The sequence below is a fragment of the Vibrio sp. 1F169 genome (genome assembly GCF_041439605.1).
In the GTDB taxonomy this organism is placed as follows: Bacteria; Pseudomonadota; Gammaproteobacteria; order Enterobacterales; family Vibrionaceae; genus Vibrio; species Vibrio tasmaniensis_A.
The window spans coordinates 74,612-94,687 of sequence record NZ_JBGOOI010000012.1; the positions used below are offsets into that span (position 1 = coordinate 74,612).

16 protein-coding genes are annotated in these 20,076 nt (G+C 43.6%); 9 read left to right on the plus strand and 7 right to left on the minus strand.

The genetic code is table 11. From position 1 onward, the window contains the following. Positions 1-77: 77 nt before the first annotated feature. The gene (locus ACED53_RS07600; protein WP_017097955.1) at positions 78-1,886 is read right to left on the minus strand and encodes an HD domain-containing phosphohydrolase; all 1,809 of its coding nucleotides are present in this window, start codon (positions 1,884-1,886) and stop codon (positions 78-80) included. 60 nt (positions 1,887-1,946) lie between these two features. Next, positions 1,947-2,441: a hypothetical protein gene (locus ACED53_RS07605; protein WP_029222777.1), complete on the minus strand. Its 495-nt coding sequence runs from the start codon at positions 2,439-2,441 to the stop codon at positions 1,947-1,949. A gap of 248 nt (positions 2,442-2,689) precedes the next feature. On the opposite strand from ACED53_RS07605, the gene ACED53_RS07610 reads away from it, so the two are divergent. The 4 genes from ACED53_RS07610 (at position 2,690) to ACED53_RS07625 (ending at position 8,802) form a co-directional block, all read left to right on the plus strand. Beyond that, positions 2,690-3,166: a CreA family protein gene (locus ACED53_RS07610; RefSeq protein WP_009845193.1), complete on the plus strand. Its 477-nt coding sequence runs from the start codon at positions 2,690-2,692 to the stop codon at positions 3,164-3,166. A gap of 143 nt (positions 3,167-3,309) precedes the next feature. After that, positions 3,310-4,614 (plus strand): inosine/guanosine kinase, encoded by a 1,305-nt coding sequence (locus ACED53_RS07615; RefSeq protein ID WP_017097957.1) that lies wholly within the window; start codon positions 3,310-3,312, stop codon positions 4,612-4,614. Positions 4,615-4,908: 294 nt separating this feature from the next. Next, on the plus strand, positions 4,909-6,657 hold the full coding sequence (locus ACED53_RS07620) for a formate--tetrahydrofolate ligase (RefSeq protein WP_017100522.1): 1,749 nt from the start codon (positions 4,909-4,911) through the stop codon (positions 6,655-6,657). Between the two features lie 240 nt (positions 6,658-6,897). Continuing rightward, positions 6,898-8,802 carry a diguanylate cyclase gene (locus ACED53_RS07625; protein ID WP_017100521.1) on the plus strand — a complete coding sequence of 635 codons (1,905 nt, stop codon included), beginning with the start codon at positions 6,898-6,900 and terminating at the stop codon, positions 8,800-8,802. Between the two features lie 68 nt (positions 8,803-8,870). On the opposite strand, the gene ACED53_RS07630 is transcribed toward ACED53_RS07625, so the two are convergent. Then, entirely contained in the window at positions 8,871-9,476 is a 606-nt protein-coding gene (locus ACED53_RS07630) for a beta-phosphoglucomutase family hydrolase (protein ID WP_009845180.1), read from the minus strand. A gap of 87 nt (positions 9,477-9,563) precedes the next feature. On the opposite strand from ACED53_RS07630, the gene arfB reads away from it, so the two are divergent. Continuing rightward, positions 9,564-9,974 carry an alternative ribosome rescue aminoacyl-tRNA hydrolase ArfB gene (gene arfB / locus ACED53_RS07635; RefSeq protein WP_012600691.1) on the plus strand — a complete coding sequence of 137 codons (411 nt, stop codon included), beginning with the start codon at positions 9,564-9,566 and terminating at the stop codon, positions 9,972-9,974. A 161-nt stretch (positions 9,975-10,135) separates the two neighbouring features. Here arfB and ACED53_RS07640 read toward each other — a convergent pair whose 3' ends face one another. Next, positions 10,136-10,453, minus strand: coding sequence for a helix-turn-helix domain-containing protein (locus ACED53_RS07640; RefSeq protein ID WP_009845174.1), 318 nt, complete (start codon positions 10,451-10,453; stop codon positions 10,136-10,138). Between the two features lie 199 nt (positions 10,454-10,652). Between ACED53_RS07640 and ACED53_RS07645 the strand changes: the two genes are divergently transcribed. Continuing rightward, positions 10,653-10,991, plus strand: a complete 339-nt coding sequence (locus tag ACED53_RS07645; protein WP_009845170.1) for a hypothetical protein — start codon at positions 10,653-10,655, stop codon at positions 10,989-10,991. 140 nt (positions 10,992-11,131) lie between these two features. On the opposite strand, the gene ACED53_RS07650 is transcribed toward ACED53_RS07645, so the two are convergent. From ACED53_RS07650 to ACED53_RS07660, 3 genes are all read right to left on the minus strand, one after another. Then, positions 11,132-12,289 carry a trypsin-like serine protease gene (locus tag ACED53_RS07650; RefSeq protein ID WP_017097961.1) on the minus strand — a complete coding sequence of 386 codons (1,158 nt, stop codon included), beginning with the start codon at positions 12,287-12,289 and terminating at the stop codon, positions 11,132-11,134. A 313-nt stretch (positions 12,290-12,602) separates the two neighbouring features. Further along, complete coding sequence (gene gcvT, locus ACED53_RS07655) at positions 12,603-13,736, minus strand: glycine cleavage system aminomethyltransferase GcvT (RefSeq protein WP_029225427.1); 1,134 nt, start codon at positions 13,734-13,736, stop codon at positions 12,603-12,605. Between the two features lie 470 nt (positions 13,737-14,206). Continuing rightward, positions 14,207-14,830, minus strand: coding sequence for a helix-turn-helix domain-containing protein (locus ACED53_RS07660; RefSeq protein WP_017097963.1), 624 nt, complete (start codon positions 14,828-14,830; stop codon positions 14,207-14,209). Positions 14,831-15,270: 440 nt separating this feature from the next. Between ACED53_RS07660 and ACED53_RS07665 the strand changes: the two genes are divergently transcribed. The 3 genes from ACED53_RS07665 (at position 15,271) to gcvP (ending at position 19,964) form a co-directional block, all read left to right on the plus strand. Further along, positions 15,271-16,563, plus strand: a complete 1,293-nt coding sequence (locus tag ACED53_RS07665) for a serine hydroxymethyltransferase (protein WP_017097964.1) — start codon at positions 15,271-15,273, stop codon at positions 16,561-16,563. 51 nt (positions 16,564-16,614) lie between these two features. Next, entirely contained in the window at positions 16,615-16,995 is a 381-nt protein-coding gene (gene gcvH, locus ACED53_RS07670; protein WP_009845137.1) for a glycine cleavage system protein GcvH, read from the plus strand. A gap of 89 nt (positions 16,996-17,084) precedes the next feature. Then, positions 17,085-19,964 (plus strand): aminomethyl-transferring glycine dehydrogenase, encoded by a 2,880-nt coding sequence (gene gcvP / locus ACED53_RS07675; RefSeq protein WP_017097965.1) that lies wholly within the window; start codon positions 17,085-17,087, stop codon positions 19,962-19,964. Positions 19,965-20,076: the final 112 nt, after the last annotated feature.

Below are 20,076 nucleotides of genomic sequence, written 5' to 3' on the forward strand. Positions count from 1 at the left end.
TAACCATAAGCAACAGCACTCATTAAATTAATATACTTTGAGCGTCACCAATCACGACTTTATTTGCCAATAAACCGTTAATTCACGGCCAATTCTTCAATAACAATAGGTTTATCCGTTAATTCAATGCGACATTCAGCGGTGATGGTATCTGGATACGAATCACGGATAGCAACAAACTCGGGTAAGTGGCTCAGTAGTAACTGAGTAAGCTCAGGGTCGAACTGACAGCCGCATTCTCTCTCGAACAAATCGATAACCATCTCTAATGGCCACGGCTCTTTGTAACAACGGGCACTGAGTAGTGCATCAAACACATCCGCGACGGCCGTAATACGGGCAAACAAGTGAATTTCGTCACCCACTTTGCCATTAGGATATCCAGCCCCATCCCAACGTTCATGATGCTCGTTGGCAATGATAGCAGCCAGATTGGTAATATCACCGGCTCCACTCTTCAGTAAGTTATAGCCTGCCGTTGTGTGAAGCTTCATCACTTCCCACTCTTGCTCGGTCAATTTACCTGGTTTATCCAAGATTGATTCTGGGACTGAAATCTTACCCACATCATGCATCGGACTGATGATCTCTATCATCTCGACCTCGCGATGGCTCAAGCCACGATACTTAGCAAGCAACGCAGACAACTTGGCGACACGTTTAACGTGATTACCGGTTTCGCCAGAGCGAGTTTCAATCGCCTCTCCGAGAACATGAATCATATCTTTTTGAATATTCAGTGTTTGTTTCTGGAGTTTTAAGATTCGTTTGCTCTTTTTAGCCAGTTCTTTCTTTTGGCGTAGAGTGACAAATTGCATCAAAATAATCAGGCTCAAACCTGCAATGACCATCGACAATCCCAATAGCAACTGAAAGTTTTTACGAATAAAGGATGAAGGCTCATTAATGAATACAGCCTCATCAGGTAGCGCACTCTCACGGATACCGAAATTTGTCATCGCTGGATAATTGAAAACAAAACGTTTGTTCTCACCTGGAGTTAAAGGTTCGTCGAAACCAAGAGGTAGGTACTTATCGAGCGCCTTAACCGTCTCTTCACCCATGCTTTGAGAGTGATTCACATAGCCACCAAGTACATCTCCCGAAATATAGAACTGCCACAAAGCAAACACTGGAGCAGCACTTGCTTTAGACAAAGTATCCGAAACCTCTTGATAAGTATGATACACGCCTCGATTCAATTCGGTATTGTAATGACTGAGCAAAACCGCGTCATCAGCAGAGATACCTTCCAAAAACTGACGGGTACGCACTAACGATAAATCGCGTATTTCAACCAATGTGATATTAGGGAACTCAGTCATCACGCGATTCATCTCTTTGCGAATTAACTCAGAAGTGACACTGTAATCATTGATGAAATACAGTATTTTTAGGTTAGGTCTTAACTTCGAAATTAGATCAATATTGACGTCTATCTGATCGTTCTCATAAAGCACGGTTGCTCTATCAGACACCGAATACATGTCGGTACTGAAATCGTTAATACCGGCAGCAACGACAGGTGTGGAGCGATCGATCAAACTAGGCAGAGATTCAAGGAAGTTAGCCGCGTTGTCGTCAGTCGCGATTACACCATCAAACTTATAATCTGCATATTTGGTACGTAAGTAGTTTGCGATAGAATCGTAGTACTCAGGGCTATGGACGCGCTTTGAATCCAAATACTCGATTGAGAGTTTAACTTCGGCTTGAGATTGGCTGAACGCACTGTCTATCCCTTTTTGGAAGTCAGCGGTCCACTGATAAGAAGGTTCGTATGAGTGTAAAACTAGGATGCGTTTGATATCCCAGTCATTAGCAAAACTGAGTGAAGAATAAGCGCTAACACACAATACAGCGATTGAGAACAATAGCTTGTACATACAGTACCCTTTAAATAAGAAGGGGTATTTTACTTAGATTAACGCTTTCTCAAAGAACCTTTAGTTCTCGACCCACACTTTATCGCGAGAAGCATGATCTTGTGCCCAAAAATCAAGGATCTGCTTAGCAAAAGCGTTGATACTTTGACCACTTCCAACCACAACGTCTGAGATTAGCAGAGAATCCTCCGCTTCTGTAACGATAGCGCTCGCTGCTACATCACCATTTTGAGTCCCTATGTATAAGACATGTTCGTCAGATAACATAATCTGACTCAAAAACTCTAACATGTACGCCCTTTCGGTTTCATCTTGGTAAGCGCTGGCTTGGTTAAGTGAAAAAAGTACGGTCAGTTTATGGAAGTCGACTTTATGCAGTTCATCAATTTGGGAAGGTGTTTGATCTTGGGTGAGGAGTTGGTATGTCTTGGACGGGAGTTTGCTTTGATAAAGTTCTCGGCCTAGCAGGCTCTCTTTTGCGGGGTAGGCAATATCGAGTTGACTAAACAGCCATTGGTTTTTCTTCTGTACAATTTCAGGTATTTCGTTATTCATTCTTTTAGTACCTACGGTTAGTATCCCCAAATGTCACAGCTATTTGGAAGACATATATTCGACTGAGGTGCCGAGCTACAAGCACAGAGCATACAGAGCATGACCAAGGCCAACAAGTACTTTAAATGCTTCATATTTTCCATTATCCAACAACATCCTTTAAGAACTTAACGAAAAGCTCTACACTCGTATTCAAGCTTTCAATATCCTTATAGTAAACAGAACTCTATAAATAAAAAGGACTTCTTATGAAAAAAGCCTTAATAGCAGCGGGTATCATCACAATGTTGGCTGGCTGTTCGGACAACGAGGTTGGCGACGTCTCTCTTGGATTCTTCACAATGAAGGATATCAAAATGTCTTCTTTAGATGATGATAAAATCGCAGGTGTGACTTGTCATATCGCTTCAATCGAAGCAAACCTCAGCCTTTCCGATCCAAGCGATAGCTCTATCTCTTGTCGTCAAACCGGTGAAATTACATCAGAAATGATTGCTAAAATAGACAAAAGCAAATCTGGTGAAGTGGTATTCAAACAATCAAAAAGTATCTTCTTTAAAACAATGAAGGTTCGTCGTATCTACGATGCAGAGAACCAATCACTGCTTTACTTATCATACACCACCAAAGAAACAGAAGGCAGTTTCAAGCATAGCCTTTCAACCGTTCCCCTATGGGGTACTGAGGCTTACGTTGATCCAGCAACACTCGTCCCAGCGGAATAGGCTCACGTAAATGCCCTCAAGCGAAAAGTAAAACGAGTCACCTGTACAGACATCGTACAGGTGATTCTAAATGTAATAAAAATGAAAGAATCAGAAACAAAATGTGATATCATTCGGCAAAATTTTTTCACTGTATTTTTCATATGAAGTTTCCTGGACAGCGTAAATCTAAACACTACTTTCCAACTCACGCACGTGATCCGTTGGTCAACCAAATGCAACAAACGCCTAAGCTTCACCGCGCAACAATTGTCGGTGTTGGTCAAACGATTGTTGATATCGAAGCCCGTGTTGATAACGCGTTCCTTGAAAAATATGAGCTGAGTAAAGGTCACTCACTGGTATTGGAAGAGAGTAAAGCAGATGCGCTGTACGAAGAGTTAGTTGAGCGCGGTTTGATCACGCATCAATACCCTGGCGATACTATCGGCAACACACTGCACAACTATTCCGTACTTGCAGACAGTAAATCTGTATTGCTCGGCGTTATGTCTAAGAAGATTGAAGTTGGCTCATTTGGTTATCGTTACCTTTGCCGCACTTCTTCTCGTATGAATCTAAATCACCTTCAAACGGTTGATGGTCCTATTGGTCGTTGCTACACGCTTATTTCTGAAGATGGTGAACGTACGTTTGCAATCAACGAAGGCCACATGAACCAACTGCTTCCTGAAAGCGTTCCTGAAAAAGTGTTCGAGAAAGCATCAGCATTGGTTGTGTCGTCATACCTAATGCGCGGCAAACCTGAAGATCCGATGCCAAAAGCGGTACAAAAAGCGATTGAATACGCGAAAGCGCACAATGTGCCAGTTGTACTAACACTTGGTACTAAGTACGTGATCGAAGGTAATGCGGAATGGTGGCAAGAATATCTGAAAGAAAACGTAACCATCGTCGCGATGAACGAAGACGAAGGTGAAGCGTTAACGGGTGAAAAAGATCCGCTTCTAGCTGCTAACAAAGCACTTGAGTGGGTTGACCTCGTTCTCTGTACTGCAGGCCCTATCGGTTTATACATGGCTGGCTACACTGACGAGCCTGCGAAACGCGAAACCACTCTGCCATTATTACCGGGTAACATTCCTGAGTTCAATAAATTCGAGTTCAGCCGTGCTATGCGTAAGCAAGACTGTCAAGATCCGGTAAAAGTATACTCTCACATTGGCCCTTATCTTGGTGGCCCGCGCGAAATTAAAAACACCAATGGTGCTGGTGATGGTGCACTTTCTGCACTTTTACACGACATGGCAGCAAACAGCTACCACCACGTGAATGTACCAAACTCAGAAAAGCACGAGCACTCGTGTCTAACGTATTCTTCTCTGTCTCAAATTTGTAAGTACTCAAACCGTGTAAGCTATGAAGTGTTGACTCAGCACTCTCCTCGCCTTTCTCGTGCACTACCTGAACGCGAAGATAGCTTAGAAGAAACATACTGGGATCGTTAAGCGACTCTATTAGGTAGTTAACTCTTAGAGGTTAACGCCAAGTTGGATTACCCATTCCTTGAAGGGCTGCTATATGCAGCCCTTTTTGTATTCAACACCAATATAACGGCAGCTGAAGGTAATCAGATCGAATATTTTTCTCGTTTAAGATTTGATCTCGCGCAATGACTCTTTAGATCTGTTATCTTCCAGCACATAATTGATGTGGTTTGCCTTTACTTGGCAAATTTATACAGTACTATCGCCACGCAAACGTTTACGTACCACCTTTCGGTTCTGATATAAGGATCAAATATGCTGTCTGATATTGATATTTGTCGCTCTACTCCCCTTAAAAACATCAGTGAAGTTGCCAAGCAAGCTGGCCTGCACCACAACGAACATCAGCCATTAGGGCAATACAAATCTAAAGTGTCTCTCACATCACTTGAACGCCTCGCTAGCCAACAAGATGGTAAATTAGTCGTGGTTACGGCCATCACACCGACGCCTCTTGGTGAGGGCAAAACCGTCACCACTATCGGACTAGCACAAGGTCTAGCAAAGATTAACCAATCCGCTATGGCCTGCATTCGCCAACCTTCAATGGGCCCGGTATTTGGTGTAAAAGGTGGTGCAGCCGGCGGTGGCTATTCACAAGTTGCCCCAATGGAGCAATTGAACCTTCACCTGACTGGCGACATTCATGCCGTAACAGTCGCTCATAACCTCGCATCTGCCGCTATTGACGCTCGTTTGTATCATGAGCAACGTGAAGGGTTAGAAGCCTTTGAGGCTCGCTCAGGCTTAAAAGCTCTGGATATCGACCCACGCAGAATCGTGTGGCGACGTGTACTTGACCACAATGACCGCGCACTGCGTATGATCACGGTTGGCAAGAACGAAGCAGACAAAACAATTAATGGCTTTGAGCGCGAGGATGGCTTTGACATCTCAGCCGCTTCAGAGCTGATGGCTATTCTTGCTCTCACTGATGACCTCCAAGATTTAAGAAAGCGTATCGGACGAGTGGTACTCGCATACAACAACCAAGGCTTGCCATTAACTGCAGATGACTTCAACGTAGCAGGTGCTATGACAGTCACAATGAAAGACTCCATAGAGCCAACATTGATGCAAACCCTTGAAGGGGTTCCTACCCTAATCCACGCGGGGCCATTCGCTAACATCGCACACGGTAACTCTTCTATTATTGCCGATAAGGTTGCGTTAAAGCTAAGTGACTTTGTCGTGACGGAAGGTGGCTTCGGCTCAGATATGGGTTTTGAGAAAGCATGTAACATCAAAGTGAAAGCATCGAAAAAAAATCCAGATTGTGCTGTTATTGTCGCAACATTACGTGGTCTAAAAGCCAACTCAGGTTTATACGATTTGAGACCAGGAACTCCGCTACCAGATTCAATCTTTAATGATGACCAAGACGCGCTTATTGCAGGGTTTGAGAACCTTAAATGGCACATCAACAGCGTTAAGCAATACCAAGTGCCTACCGTTGTTGCGATCAATCGATTTCCACAAGATTCAGCTCAAGAGCTCGATGCTTTGAAACAGATGATCACCGACTTCGACCCAAGCGTTAGTGTTGAAGTAAGCGAAGCATTTGGTCAGGGTGGCGAAGGGGCGACTAAATTGGCTCACGCCGTAGTAAAAGCTTGCCAAAAACAGAGTGAATTTAAGCCGTTGTATCACTCAAAGCAAAGCCTAGAAGAAAAACTGATGGCCGTCGCTGAAGTTGGCTATGGCGCAGCAAGTATCTCGCTATCTCCACTGGCTAAAAAACAACTGGCCGAATTCAAACTGCATGGCTATAACGACCTATCGGTTTGTTTAGCAAAAACACCACTATCGATCTCGACAGAAGCACACGTAAAAGGTGCACCATCTCAGTTTGACGTACCCGTTAGGGAGCTAAAACTGTGTGCTGGTGCTGGCTTTATTTACGCGCTGTGCGGCAATGTAATGACCATGCCAGGCCTACCGGATAAACCGGCTTTTATGTCGTTGGACATTGATAGCAAAGGAAACATCGTTGGCTTAAGTTAATTACGACCAGACATAGGCTAAAAATCCGCTTTATCTAGAATAACCTGTCCGTACTACGCTCCCCATTATATTTGCGGACAGGTCTCGTTTCTGATACCTAATTGCTCAATTAACACCCCAAGTGCAATAAATTTCATTAAAAACGAAATAATATGCACATCTGATTATAAGTTTTGGGTCAAGATCACATTAATAGGCCTACAAAATATATAGTATTGCGCTGATTTTTCGAGGACAGTGATGAATACGAGTATAAAAAAACTGATCAGCCAATTTCTATGTACCTTGTTTGTCCTAGGATTAGTCCCTGCTCTCTATATAAACTCTGAATTTGAACGGGTTGAAGCCCAGTATGCGCTAAACATCAAACAGTCTAATCAAAACCAAATCGAATACAGCTTCCATCAACTCGCTGTTATTGTTGAGCAAATATCAAACGCGGTTCCCTCTATTGCCGCCTCACAGACCCTACTTCGTTCCATTTCCGAGCCTTCAGTTACTAACAAACAAGCACTGCAGGATCTGTGGGTTGTATTGGCACACGGGCAACAATACTACTCTCAACTGCGTTTCCTAGATCTAGACGCTAATGAAGTATTCCGCGTCAACTATAAAGATGGCCACGCAAGTGTCACTTCAGACCACGAGTTACAAAACAAATCCTCTCGTGATTACTACAAAAAGCTACAAGAATTAGAGATTGGAGAAGTTAAAGCTACAGGCATTGATCTAGAAGTTGAAAATGGAGAGTTAGTTCGCCCCTTTTCGCCGACACTTCGCATTATGACGCCTGTCACTGTAGGGGAGCACATTATTGGCTATTTCATTGCTAACCTAAATATGCGCGAGATCTATGATCGCTTACATTACCAGATAGGTACATCAGCGACAGTTCCGGTCATCCTTAATAATACTGGTCATGTCATCATGGGTCCCGACCCTGAGGATTCATTTGGGCATGTGATTGAATCACGTTCAGACAAGACGTATGCAAAACTAGCCCCAGGCCTGTGGCAGAATATTCAAAGCGGCACCTCATCCAGCTATTTTGATGGTAAAAACTGGTATTTTCACTCTGACATCAGCCCTAAGATTAAGCAGTTTGAAGGACCAATTTATATGGTTCTTCATATTGAAGAACATCAATTTAACACTCAGTTTCAACAAGAAAATCACGCCATAGTCGTTCAGATAATCATACTCTCGATATTGATTTCAATGATATCTGCAGGTTTCGTACTGTGGAACAGAAATCATAAAAAGAACAGTATCGAAAGCCAACTCGCCAAAGCGGCAATGAACGGTATGTCTGCCCTATTAATCACAGACAAAAATAACCGAATCATAAAAGTAAACCAAGAGTTCACCCGTGTCAGTGGCTACGAGTTAGAAGATGTAAAAGGTAAACAGCCTTCATTGTTTAACGCTGGCCGATATAATGAAGAGTTCTACATTAAAATGTGGAGCGTCATTAAAGAGACAGGGATGTGGGAAGGCGAAGTGGTGAACCGACGAAAGGATGGCACCTTCATCACGGAAATTCTTCGAATACAAACCATCAAAGACTCAAAAGATGTGATTCAATTTTATGTTGCATCATTTGTTGATATCAGCAAACGCAAAGAGCTCGAGAATAAATTGAGAAACCTTAGCGAAAAAGATGCACTATCTGGCTGTTGGAATAGACGAAAGTTCGACCTGGAGCTTCGTGACGAGTGTTCTCGCGTTAGTCGTTACCCTACTCGCGAGCAATCTTGCTTAGCCATATTGGATATTGACCATTTCAAACGCATTAACGATAGATTTGGACATGATTATGGCGATAAAGCCATACAAACCGTAGCACAGGTACTGCAACGTGAATGCCGAGATACCGATTTCGTGGCTCGTATTGGGGGAGAAGAGTTTGGGGTTATCTTGCCTCACACGACACCACAAGAAGCCGACTATGTGCTTAATAGGCTGAGAATCGCGATCAGTATCGAGTTCGACAACGTCGTTACAATAAGTGGCGGAATAACCAACCTAACAGGTGAACCTGCACTCAATTATAAGTGCGCCGATTTAGCTCTTTACGAAGCAAAAGCAGTAGGTAGAAACAGTGTATGTTTGTTCCTTGATAGCGAAATGAGCGAAATTGCATAGTGGGAGCCTGCATCGCACCACCGCCCCGCTAACTTATTCATTTCACTCTAGAGTCGTTCACTCAACAATCAACTTGGTGCGGGGTAGAACTCCAGCGTATTCCCTTCGACTACCAGAATGCAATCCATATTCGCAGCATGGGCTGCCTGCTTACCAAGGTGAGTATCTTCAAACACAACACACTGCTTTGGCTGTAAACCCATACCAAAACAAGCAGCTAAGAAAGTATCAGGGTTTGGTTTATGATTCTTCACATCTGTCGCTGTCACTAAGATATCCAACTTACTCAAGATATCCGTTTTATCTAACAGTTGTTCTGCGCTCTTGCGTTGACTGCCCGTTCCAACCGCAATCTTCTTGTCACCGAGATGGTCTATCAAAAGAGAATACGTACAAGGGATAATATCTCCTTTGTCTTCAATAGCTGCAAACGAAGCCATTTTAAACGTAGAAACCGCTTGTGGGTCGAGCGATAAACCGTACTTACTATTTACCTCACCAGCGATCTTATAACTCGGCATTCCACCTAAGCTATGCAGCCAAGACGCTTCGAAATAAAAGCCGAACTCTTCCGCCGTTTGTTGCCATGCTTTCACATGTGCTGGCATTGTATCGATCAACGTACCGTCCATATCAAAGATTAATCCTTCATACGCCGTTAAATCAATTTTCATCACTACTACCACTCTTTAAGAAAGTTACTGATACCATACCCAATATTCAGTATCATGACCCCATATTACTGTTCAAAATGGATGTTTATGTTACAAATATCTAACTCTGTTTCAATTCAAGACTGGGAACTCCAGCTAACCGCGATCAGAGCTCAAGGAGCCGGAGGTCAAAACGTCAATAAAGTATCGAGTGCGATACATTTACGTTTTGACATAAAGCACTCAACCCTACCCGATTTCTATAAAGAAAAACTCCTGGCACATAAAGATGGTCGTATCACTAAAGATGGTGTGATTATCATTAAAGCTCAACAGTACAGAACTCAGGAGCAAAACCGAGACGATGCTTTGGTACGTTTGAAAGAGCTGATCTTAGAAGCAACAAAAGTTCAAAAAGTGAGACGAGCAACCAAGCCAACACGCGGCTCTCAAAAAAGACGTTTAGAAAGTAAAAAGCAAAGAAGCACCACCAAACAACTTCGCGGAAGAGTAGACTAATTGTTTCATGTCCGTAGTGAGCACCTCACCATGAAACAATCATTTTAGCTCTAACTAGCTGGACAAAAGACGATACCTGACATTGTTTATTCGAAGACTGGTTCTTTGAGGCTACATATTCGCAATACTATTGATTAGAAAGTGTCTATTAGAACAAAACGCTACTTCTGTTTTTTGACCGACAAAATCAGTTTAATCAACAGCATTCGCTCTTCACTGGTTAACAAACGACTAGCAGCAGCTACATCTTCCGCTGCTGCTTCAGACGCTCCTACAACGTCGAGTACGACATCCAAGTCCGTAACTTTCAAGGTTCTCGTGATCGAACGATACTGAGACATTTTGATATCAGCCTCTCCCCGCTCAATTCGTTGATAGGTTTTCAAGCTCATCCCTGCGCTAGCCGCTAATTTTTCTTGAGACCAATTGCCTAGCTTCCTACGCTCAATCAGCGCAATGACTATAGGTTCTTGTGACATAAGCACCTCCAGAATAGACAGTTATGACCTAATTTCAGCAAGAAGCAGACCATATTGACTTAGAACAGTTTACATAAGTGATTAAAGGCATATTATTCGGCCGATAAAAACGTTACGTTTCATGGACTTTCATACTTACAACGGCGTTAACTCACGGGCAGATAAGTTTGAATTATCAAGAGCTAGGAAATAAGAAAAATTGCAAATTGCGAATAATGATAGCGTGAAATTGGAAATTGCGAATCTCTATAAATTGGCATTTCCTTGCATACAACAGGCTTTAGAATCAGAAGATACCCGTAATGAAATTGTTGCGGTACAGCAGAGATTACTGACTTACAAAGAAGTGCTGTTACACGGAAATATGCTGGAAGATAAAGAATTAAAACAGGCCTTTTCTGCATTGAACCAAAGCGAGAAAGGTGTTGTACAAGGTGGTATTCAAAATATCAACGATGCCATAAAGCAAATGGATGAAATTGTCGAAAGGTATAGCAGGAAGGCGAAAATCAATAAGCAGGCATATCGACAAGTTTGAAGCGATAGTACACCGAAATAACCAAGTCGACGCTGATGCTTTTTAGCGTCGACTTAATCTAAGACTTCTTTCATTAATGCTTAAATGAACAACCTGTCGAGGTATAGCCCTCAATCATGCTGATGAACGTCTACTTAACTTTAAATAGATTGTCTTCTTAAAATAAGTAAACCAAGCGCGAATATCGACAAGAACCCCAAAGAACCGCCGCTACTAGAGCCTGAGTTGGTGCCTGAATTAGACCCGCCCGATAGGCTTATCTTCGGCATTGACGTTTCATTTAACAAAGCAGAAGATGAATCAACGGTTTCACCATCGCTCACTCGTACGAGAACACGAGAACTCGGTGTACTTCTAACTTCAAAAGTTGCGTTTTCAGTGCCTGAAACAACTCGATCTATCCATCCTGCATAATCATAAACTTCCGTAAAAACAGACGTGTATTTTTCAGTAAGGCTTCCACATGTAGCTGGCCCGTAACTCGTAATGCCTATTTGCTGATAGCTAACCCCATCCCACCAATAGACAGGACCGCCTGAATCACCATTACAGGTCGAGTTTTTGTATCCATTGAACTGCGCTCCATCAAAACAAAGCTGTTTGTCTGTTGAATTACAGCTATTTGTAGCATCGAAGGTTAAATTCGCTTGATTTACTACATTGGTAGCAGTTCTAGAAACAGTTTTGCCTTGGTCATCAGTTATATGACTCGTCAAGCCTCGGCCAACTGCCTTAAACGTATCTTGACCACGATTCAATGCATAGACATTGTCGAATGTAGAGTTAATTGAAGAAGAGTAGTCTCGTACATTTAAGGCTGTTTTGAGTTTCAAGATAGCAATATCGTTTGGTAATACTTTCCCGTTGATGGGATCAAGATTATTACTATAGTCACTTGGATAATATATCTTTTCGACTCGTGCTGATTGGTATCCACCGTTGTTATATTTTGTTTGATCTGCCATTCCTGGAACAACCCAAGTATTAAGCATCCACGCGTAACTTTCATACACACAATGGGCAGCGGTAAGCACGAATTGTGCATCTATAATGGTTCCACCACAGTAGTTAGAAAATTTTGAACCATCATGAAAGTACAGGCTAGTAAACGTTGGGTAAGTATTAGTTAGTTCTGCATCTGTTGTGGGGCTACCATTGATAATATAAGGTGAAACACCGACATTAGGAGCACTTTCGACCGAGTTTTCCGTCGCCATAACACTTGATGTGTAAATCAATGGAGCTAACAGCCCTAAAACGGCTTTACGAACCGGACTCATTGTATGGTTAACATTCATAGATAACTCCTTGTAACCCCTACTACTTATTTACAAAAATGATGAATCGTCACCATAACACGTACCACTAATATTATAGTAAGCAATTTTAATGATATAGCCATATGTCTCGTTTTAAAAAACGAACTTTCAGGTATCTGGGCTTGTAGCGATATAGAAAGTTATACGCTCTTAAAATTAGATACGTTTATAAAAATAGATACGTTCATAAAAAGGGAGACAGGCTTAAACAAAAAAGCCTACCATTGAACTTCTCTATACAGAGAATCAAACAGTAGGCTTTATTTAGCTTAATAGTTGCTCTTAAAAGAGATTAACCACGGTAGTAACGTTGAGGTACGAATGGCATTTTTTCTACTGTCATTGGTAGCTTCTTACCACGAACTTCAGCGAATACTTCAGTGCCAATTACTGCTAGATCAGTGCGTATATATGCCATAGAAACAGGTTTGCCTGCATTAGGCCCCGCTGTACCGCTTGTTACAACACCAATCTTGTTGTCTTCAGCATCGAACAGCTCAGCGCCTTCACGTACTGGCGCTTTAGTTTGACCAACAAGACCAACACGCTTACGTTGAACATCTTTGGTTGCGATTTGCTCAAGGATGATATCAGCGCCAGGGAAACCGCCTGCACGTTCACCGTCTGTACGACGCACTTTTTGAATGCCCCATAGAAGGCTGGCTTCTACTGGCGTTGTCGTTGTATCTAGATCGTGACCATATAGACATAGACCACACTCAAGACGAAGTGAGTCACGAGCACCAAGGCCAATCCACTCAACTTCCGCTTCTGATGTTAGCTTGCGTGCCAGTGCTTCAGCGTGATCGTTAGGAACAGAGATCTCGTAGCCATCTTCCCCCGTGTAACCACTGCGGCTCACGATGCATTCAACGCCATCGATATCGACTTTTTGAACGTCCATGAACAACATGTCTGCAACGCTAGGTTGGAAACGAGCAAGAACTTCAGACGCTTTAGGGCCTTGAAGGGCTAATAGAGCGCGGTCATCAATCACTTCCATTTCGACGTCAGCTGGAAGGTGCGCCGTTAGATGGTCGATATCTTGTGCCTTACAAGCTGCATTCACAACAACAAATAGGTGGTCGCCTAAATTAGCAACCATCAGGTCATCCATAATGCCGCCCTGCTCGTTAGTAAAGAACGCATAACGCTGTTTACCAGAAGGAAGGTCGATAATATCTACAGGAACCAACGATTCTAAGACAGCAGCTGCGTTTACACCATGTAGACGAAGTTGCCCCATGTGAGAAACATCAAAAAGACCAGCAGCATCACGAGTATGTAAATGCTCTTTCTTTACACCAAGTGGGTACTGGACGGGCATATCGTAGCCAGCGAAAGGAACCATCTTTGCACCCTCTTCAACGTGAAGTGCATGCAGTGGTGTTGTTAGTAGGTCTTGATTAGCGTGTTCTTGAGTCATTTTATTCTCCATGAAGCGTTGCAGGCTGTCCAAAATCGAGTCTGCCGCTTATATCTCTATTTAGAGTCGCCTCTAACGATACTGGTTAACGTTAGAAACAGTAGATAGTAAAAAGTGATGTCCTTTATATAGGCTTATATCGTTGGCTCTATAAATTATGAATAACTGTACAGAACCCATACAACTCACTTTCTAAGAATTCACTTCAGTAAACTTCAATCAACATGAGTAAACCATGTTCACTATAATAAACAAGCCTGCGTCAGTTTTACACCCTTAACAATAGTCAAACAGCTCAAAATGTGACATTTAACAATTTAAAAACAATTGTTCGGTACATGCAAAAACGCGATATTGATGATTTTCGCATCAATATCGCGTCTATTAGCTAACGTTCAAAACAAAAGCAAACGTTTGCATCCACTATAAGAAATTCAAAACTTGTTAGCTTATTTTGCTGTGACCTACAGTTATTTTGCAGTCACCCACAGAATGAGTGCATCTTCAGCACTAGTTGAAATCAGCATATGACCCATATTCGCATCGTAATACATGCTATCGCCTTCACTCATTGGCACGGGTTCGTAGAATTCTGAGTAGAACATCACATCACCCGATATGATCATTAAGAACTCTTCACCATCGTGGCGCACCCAATCGTTATACTCTTCAAAAGTACGAGCTCTCACTCGACTCTTAAACGGCATCATCTTCTTATTAGAGAGCTCTGTGGCAAGCAATTCGTGTTCATAAGTGGGTGTTGGGTGTGGTTTACCTTGGCCTACTTTGGTTAAATCACGACGTCCTGTAGCGACTTTTTTTCTTGGTGGTTCAAAGAGTTGCGGCATATTTATCTGCAACCCCATAGCCAATTTCTGCATCGCTTGAAAGGTCGGAGAGATCTGTTCATTCTCTATTTTACTGAGCGTAGAACGCGCCAAGCCTGTTCTTTGGCTTGCTTCTTCTAGCGTGATCCCAAGCTTACCGCGGATGTCTTTAATGCGCTGGCCAAGCCTAAGTGGTTCAATATTCTGGTCTAACGTTTCCTTCGCCAACGTTAGAGATGGGTACTCATCATAAATGTCTTCTGACATAGGTCCCTCACTAATTTTTTACTTCCTGTCTATTAATTTCATTGTTGCATAAAGCGCTTTGTTGATTAAAGAGCACACAGAGAAATAAAGCGTGCTCCCCGCAGCAAAACAAGAAAATCTGTTTCCTATTGGAAATTTTTGTTGAAAATTGATTTTAACGGAGCTATGTTATCGACTTGTTAGATGAAGAGATGCTACTTCGGCTTGCCGCAAATGATAGATTTAACATTTGTAAGAGCTGTTTTTTACCCGATTTTTTGGGAACCAATTCGTGCTGCATTGACCCTACAACGATCGCTTAGACGCTGTAAGAGTATATTTAATACGCAATCAACGTATGTCTGTACCTATATAGCGCAAACGATACCGATGCAGAAATCAACGTAAGACCTAATGGACTATAAAAACAATCACCATTAGCTTAATGAAAGGTCTCGACAATGAACGCTTACCAAAACCACAGCTTAGACAGTTTTTTCTCTACGAACCTATCAGGCACTGACGACGCCGTATTTGCTGGAATCCAAGCAGAGAACACTCGTCAAAACGAACAAATCGAACTTATTGCTTCTGAGAACATCGTTTCTAAAGCAGTAATGCAAGCTCAAGGCACTTGCCTAACCAACAAATACGCAGAAGGCTATCCAGGCCGTCGCTACTACGGTGGTTGTGAGCACGTAGATACCGTTGAAGCTATCGCAATTGAACGTGCTAAACAGCTGTTCAAATGTGAGTACGTAAACGTGCAGCCTCACTCTGGCGCTCAAGCAAACGGTGCAGTAAAACTTGCCCTACTTCAACCCGGCGACACAATCCTTGGTATGTCTTTAGATGCTGGTGGTCACCTCACACACGGTGCACGTCCTGCAATGTCTGGTAAGTGGTTCAACGCAGTTCAATATGGCGTAGACCGCGACACACTTGAAATCGATTACGAAGCAGTTCGCGCATTAGCTGTCGAAAGCCAACCTAAAATGATTATTGCAGGTGGTAGTGCTATCCCACGCGTTATTGATTTCGCTAAGTTCCGCGAAATTGCTGACGAAGTTGGCGCTATCCTAATGGTCGATATGGCACACATCGCGGGTCTTATCGCGACAGGTGCTCACCCTAGCCCACTACCACACGCACACGTTGTTACCACAACAACGCACAAAACACTTCGTGGCCCACGCGGCGGCATGATTCTTACGAACCACGAAGACATCAACAAAAAGATCAACTCTGCAGTGTTCCCTGGCCTTCAAGGCGGCCCACTAATGCACGTTATCGCGGCTAAAGCAGTGGCGTTTGGCGAAGCACTTGGCCCTGAATTTAATACTTATATTGATTCAGTGATCGACAACGCAAAAGTTCTTGCTGAAGTGTTGCAAACTCGCGGTTGTGACATTGTGACTGGCGGTACAGACACACATCTAATGTTGGTTGACCTTCGCCCTAAAGGCTTGAAAGGTAACGTAACTGAAGAAGCATTAGAGCGTGCAGGGATCACATGTAACAAAAATGGCATACCATTCGATACAGAGAAGCCTATGATTACTTCTGGTATCCGTTTAGGCACGCCAGCTGGAACCAGTCGTGGTTTTGGCACTGAAGAATTCAAACTTATCGGTGAATGGATCGGCGATGTACTTGATGGCTTAGTTGAAAGCCCTGAAGGCAATGCTGAAGTTGAGCAACGTGTTCGCAAGCAAGTTAAAGAGCTTTGCAAGCGCTTCCCTCTTTACCGTTAAACCAATTTTAAGATTTAAATTAAAACCTCATAAATTTTTGGAGAATAAGCAATGGACAATACACTAAAGTTTGCAGACAGCCACGAGTGGGTAAAAGACAACGGTGACGGTACTGTAACTATTGGTATTTCTGAGCACGCTCAAGAGCTACTAGGTGACGTTGTGTTTGTTGACCTGCCAGACACTGAAGACGAAATTGAAGCTGGCGAAAGCTTCTCTCTGGTTGAATCAGTGAAAGCAGCTTCTGATATCTACGCACCAATCTCTGGCGAAATTGTAGAAATCAACGAAGAATTAGAAGATAGCCCAGAGCTAATCAACGAAGAACCTTATGAAGGCGGTTGGATTGTTAAAGTGAAGATGTCTGATGCGTCTGAACTAAACAACCTTAAAGATGCGGAAGAATACCTAAGCTCTGTAGAAGAAGACTAATAGGTAACCTCATTACGATAAAGCTGCTCTTTGGAGCAGCTTAATTTTAGGGGCTAGCTCACGGCTCCAGAGAGAAAGTAGAACATATCATGACTGAATTACTTCAAAGCCAATTACTGAAAGACTTGGGTACGCAAAACGAGTTTGTTGCTCGTCATAACGGCCCTAATAAAGCAGACCAGCAAAAAATGCTTGAAGCGATCAACGCGACTAGCCTAGACGCACTGATCGACGAAACGGTTCCTGCACAAATCCGTCTTGAAAAACCAATGACACTTGCTGCGCCACTGAGCGAGATGGACATGCTGACCTCTCTTAAAGAGATCGCTAACCTAAACCAAGTGAAACGTACTTTCATTGGCCAAGGCTACTACAACACATTCACTCCAAACGTTATTCTACGTAACGTTTTAGAGAACCCCGGCTGGTACACAGCTTACACACCATACCAACCAGAGATTTCTCAAGGTCGTCTTGAAGCTCTACTCAATTACCAACAAATGGTAATGGACTTAACTGGTATGGAAATCGCGAACGCGTCTCTTCTTGATGAAGCGACAGCGGCTGGCGAAGCCATGACACTGTGTAAGCGTGCTGGTAAAAGCAAGAGCAAAGTATTCTTCGTTGCCGACGATGTTCATCCTCAAACACTAGAAGTTGTTAAGACTCGTGCTGAGTACATCGGCTTTGAAGTCATGGTTGGTGCTCTTGAAACACTTCCAGAGCAAGACGTATTTGGTGCGCTCCTCCAATACCCTGGTACAACAGGCGAAGTTCGCGACCTAACAGACATCATTGCGAAAGCTCAAGCTAACAAGACTCTTGTAACCGTTGCAACAGACCTTCTTGCTTCTGCACTACTTAAGCCTGTTGGTGAAATGGGCGCAGACGTAGCAATTGGTTCAGCGCAACGTTTCGGCGTTCCTATGGGATACGGCGGTCCACACGCTGCATTCATGGCAACACGTGAAAAGCATAAGCGTACAATGCCCGGTCGTGTAATTGGTGTATCTATCGATACGCACGGTAACCAAGCACTACGTATGGCAATGCAAACTCGTGAGCAACACATCCGCCGCGAAAAAGCGACATCGAATATCTGTACAGCTCAAGCACTTCTAGCAAACATGGCGTCTTTCTACGCGGTTTACCACGGTGCAGAAGGCCTACGTACAATTGCTCGTCGTACACACCACATGACAGCTATCCTAGCGGCTGGCCTGACTAAAGCGGGTTACGAGCTAACGAACAACAGCTTCTTTGATACCATCACGCTGAACACAGAAGACAAGACAGATGCACTGTACGCGAAAGCGCAAGCAGCAGACATCAACCTTCGCCGACTTGTTGGTAAGATTGGTATCAGCCTAGATGAAACAACAACAATCGACGACGTGAACGCACTGTTCGCAATCTTCGACGTGAAAGAAGACGTTCAAGTACTATCTTCTGACATTGCATCAAACGAGTTTGCAGCAATTCCAGAAAACTGCCGTCGTGAATCAGAGTTCCTAACTCACCCAGTATTCAATACGCACCACAGCGAAACGCAAATGATGCGTTACCTAAAACAGCTTGAGAACAAAGACTTCTCACTAACGCACGGCATGATCCCACTGGGCAGCTGTACGATGAAGCTGAACGCTGCTGCTGAGATGATCCCAGTAACATGGCCTGAGTTTGGTTCTATTCACCCATTCGCACCTCTTGATCAAGCAGCAGGTTACACAGCGCTAGCGAAAGATCTTAAAGAGAAGCTTTGTGAAATTACCGGTTACGACGATTTCTCACTACAGCCTAACTCTGGTGCATCTGGCGAATACGCAGGTCTAATCGCGATTCAACGCTACCACGCAAGCCGCGGTGAAGCTCACCGTAACGTTTGTCTGATTCCAAGCTCTGCGCACGGTACTAACCCTGCAACAGCATCAATGGTGTCAATGAAGGTTGTGGTTGTTAAGTGTGATGAAGATGGCAACATCGACATGACAGACCTAGCAGCGAAAATCGAGAAGCACAAAGAAAACCTATCAAGCATCATGATCACTTACCCTTCTACGCACGGCGTATACGAAGAGCAAGTGAAAGAAGTGTGTGAACAAGTACACGCAGCGGGCGGTCAGGTTTACCTAGACGGCGCGAACATGAACGCTCAAGTAGGTCTAACTTCACCTGGCTTCATCGGTTCAGACGTATCTCACTTGAACCTACACAAAACATTCTGTATCCCACACGGTGGTGGCGGTCCGGGTATGGGTCCTATCGGCGTTAAATCGCACCTAGCACCTTTCCTACCCGGTCACATCGAAAACGGTGTACAAGGTTCTGACTACGCGGTATCAGCAGCAGATTTAGGCAGTGCTTCAATTCTACCTATCTCTTGGGCTTACATCGCAATGATGGGCGAACCTGGTCTAACAGACGCGACTAAAGTAGCGATTCTGAACGCGAACTACGTGATGGAAAAACTACGTCCTCACTACCCTGTTCTTTACCGTGGCACTAACGGCCGCGTAGCGCACGAATGTATTATCGATATTCGTCCACTTAAAGAAGACACAGGCATCAGCGAAGAAGATATCGCTAAGCGTCTAATGGACTTCGGTTTCCACGCGCCTACGATGTCTTTCCCAGTAGCAGGCACACTAATGGTAGAACCAACTGAATCTGAAGATTTAGAAGAGCTAGACCGTTTCTGTGAAGCGATGATCGCAATCCGTCACGAAATGGCAGCAGTGAAAGCGGGTGAATGGCCACTAGACAACAACCCTCTAGTGAACGCACCGCACACGCAAGTTGACCTTTCAGGCGCAGAATGGGGTCGCCCTTACTCTCGCGAACTGGCTTGCTTCCCATCGAAAGCAACGAAGAACTCGAAGTACTGGCCAACAGTTAACCGTGTAGACAACGTATACGGCGACCGTAACCTAATCTGTTCTTGCCCAAGTATCGACAACTACGAAGACTAATTTTTGTAGATTTTAGATAAACAAAAGCGAACCACTTGGTTTAATGCCGTTCACTTTAGAGTGAACGGCATTTTTGTTCTTAGCATACCGTTGTGGTCTGGGTTTAACTGTT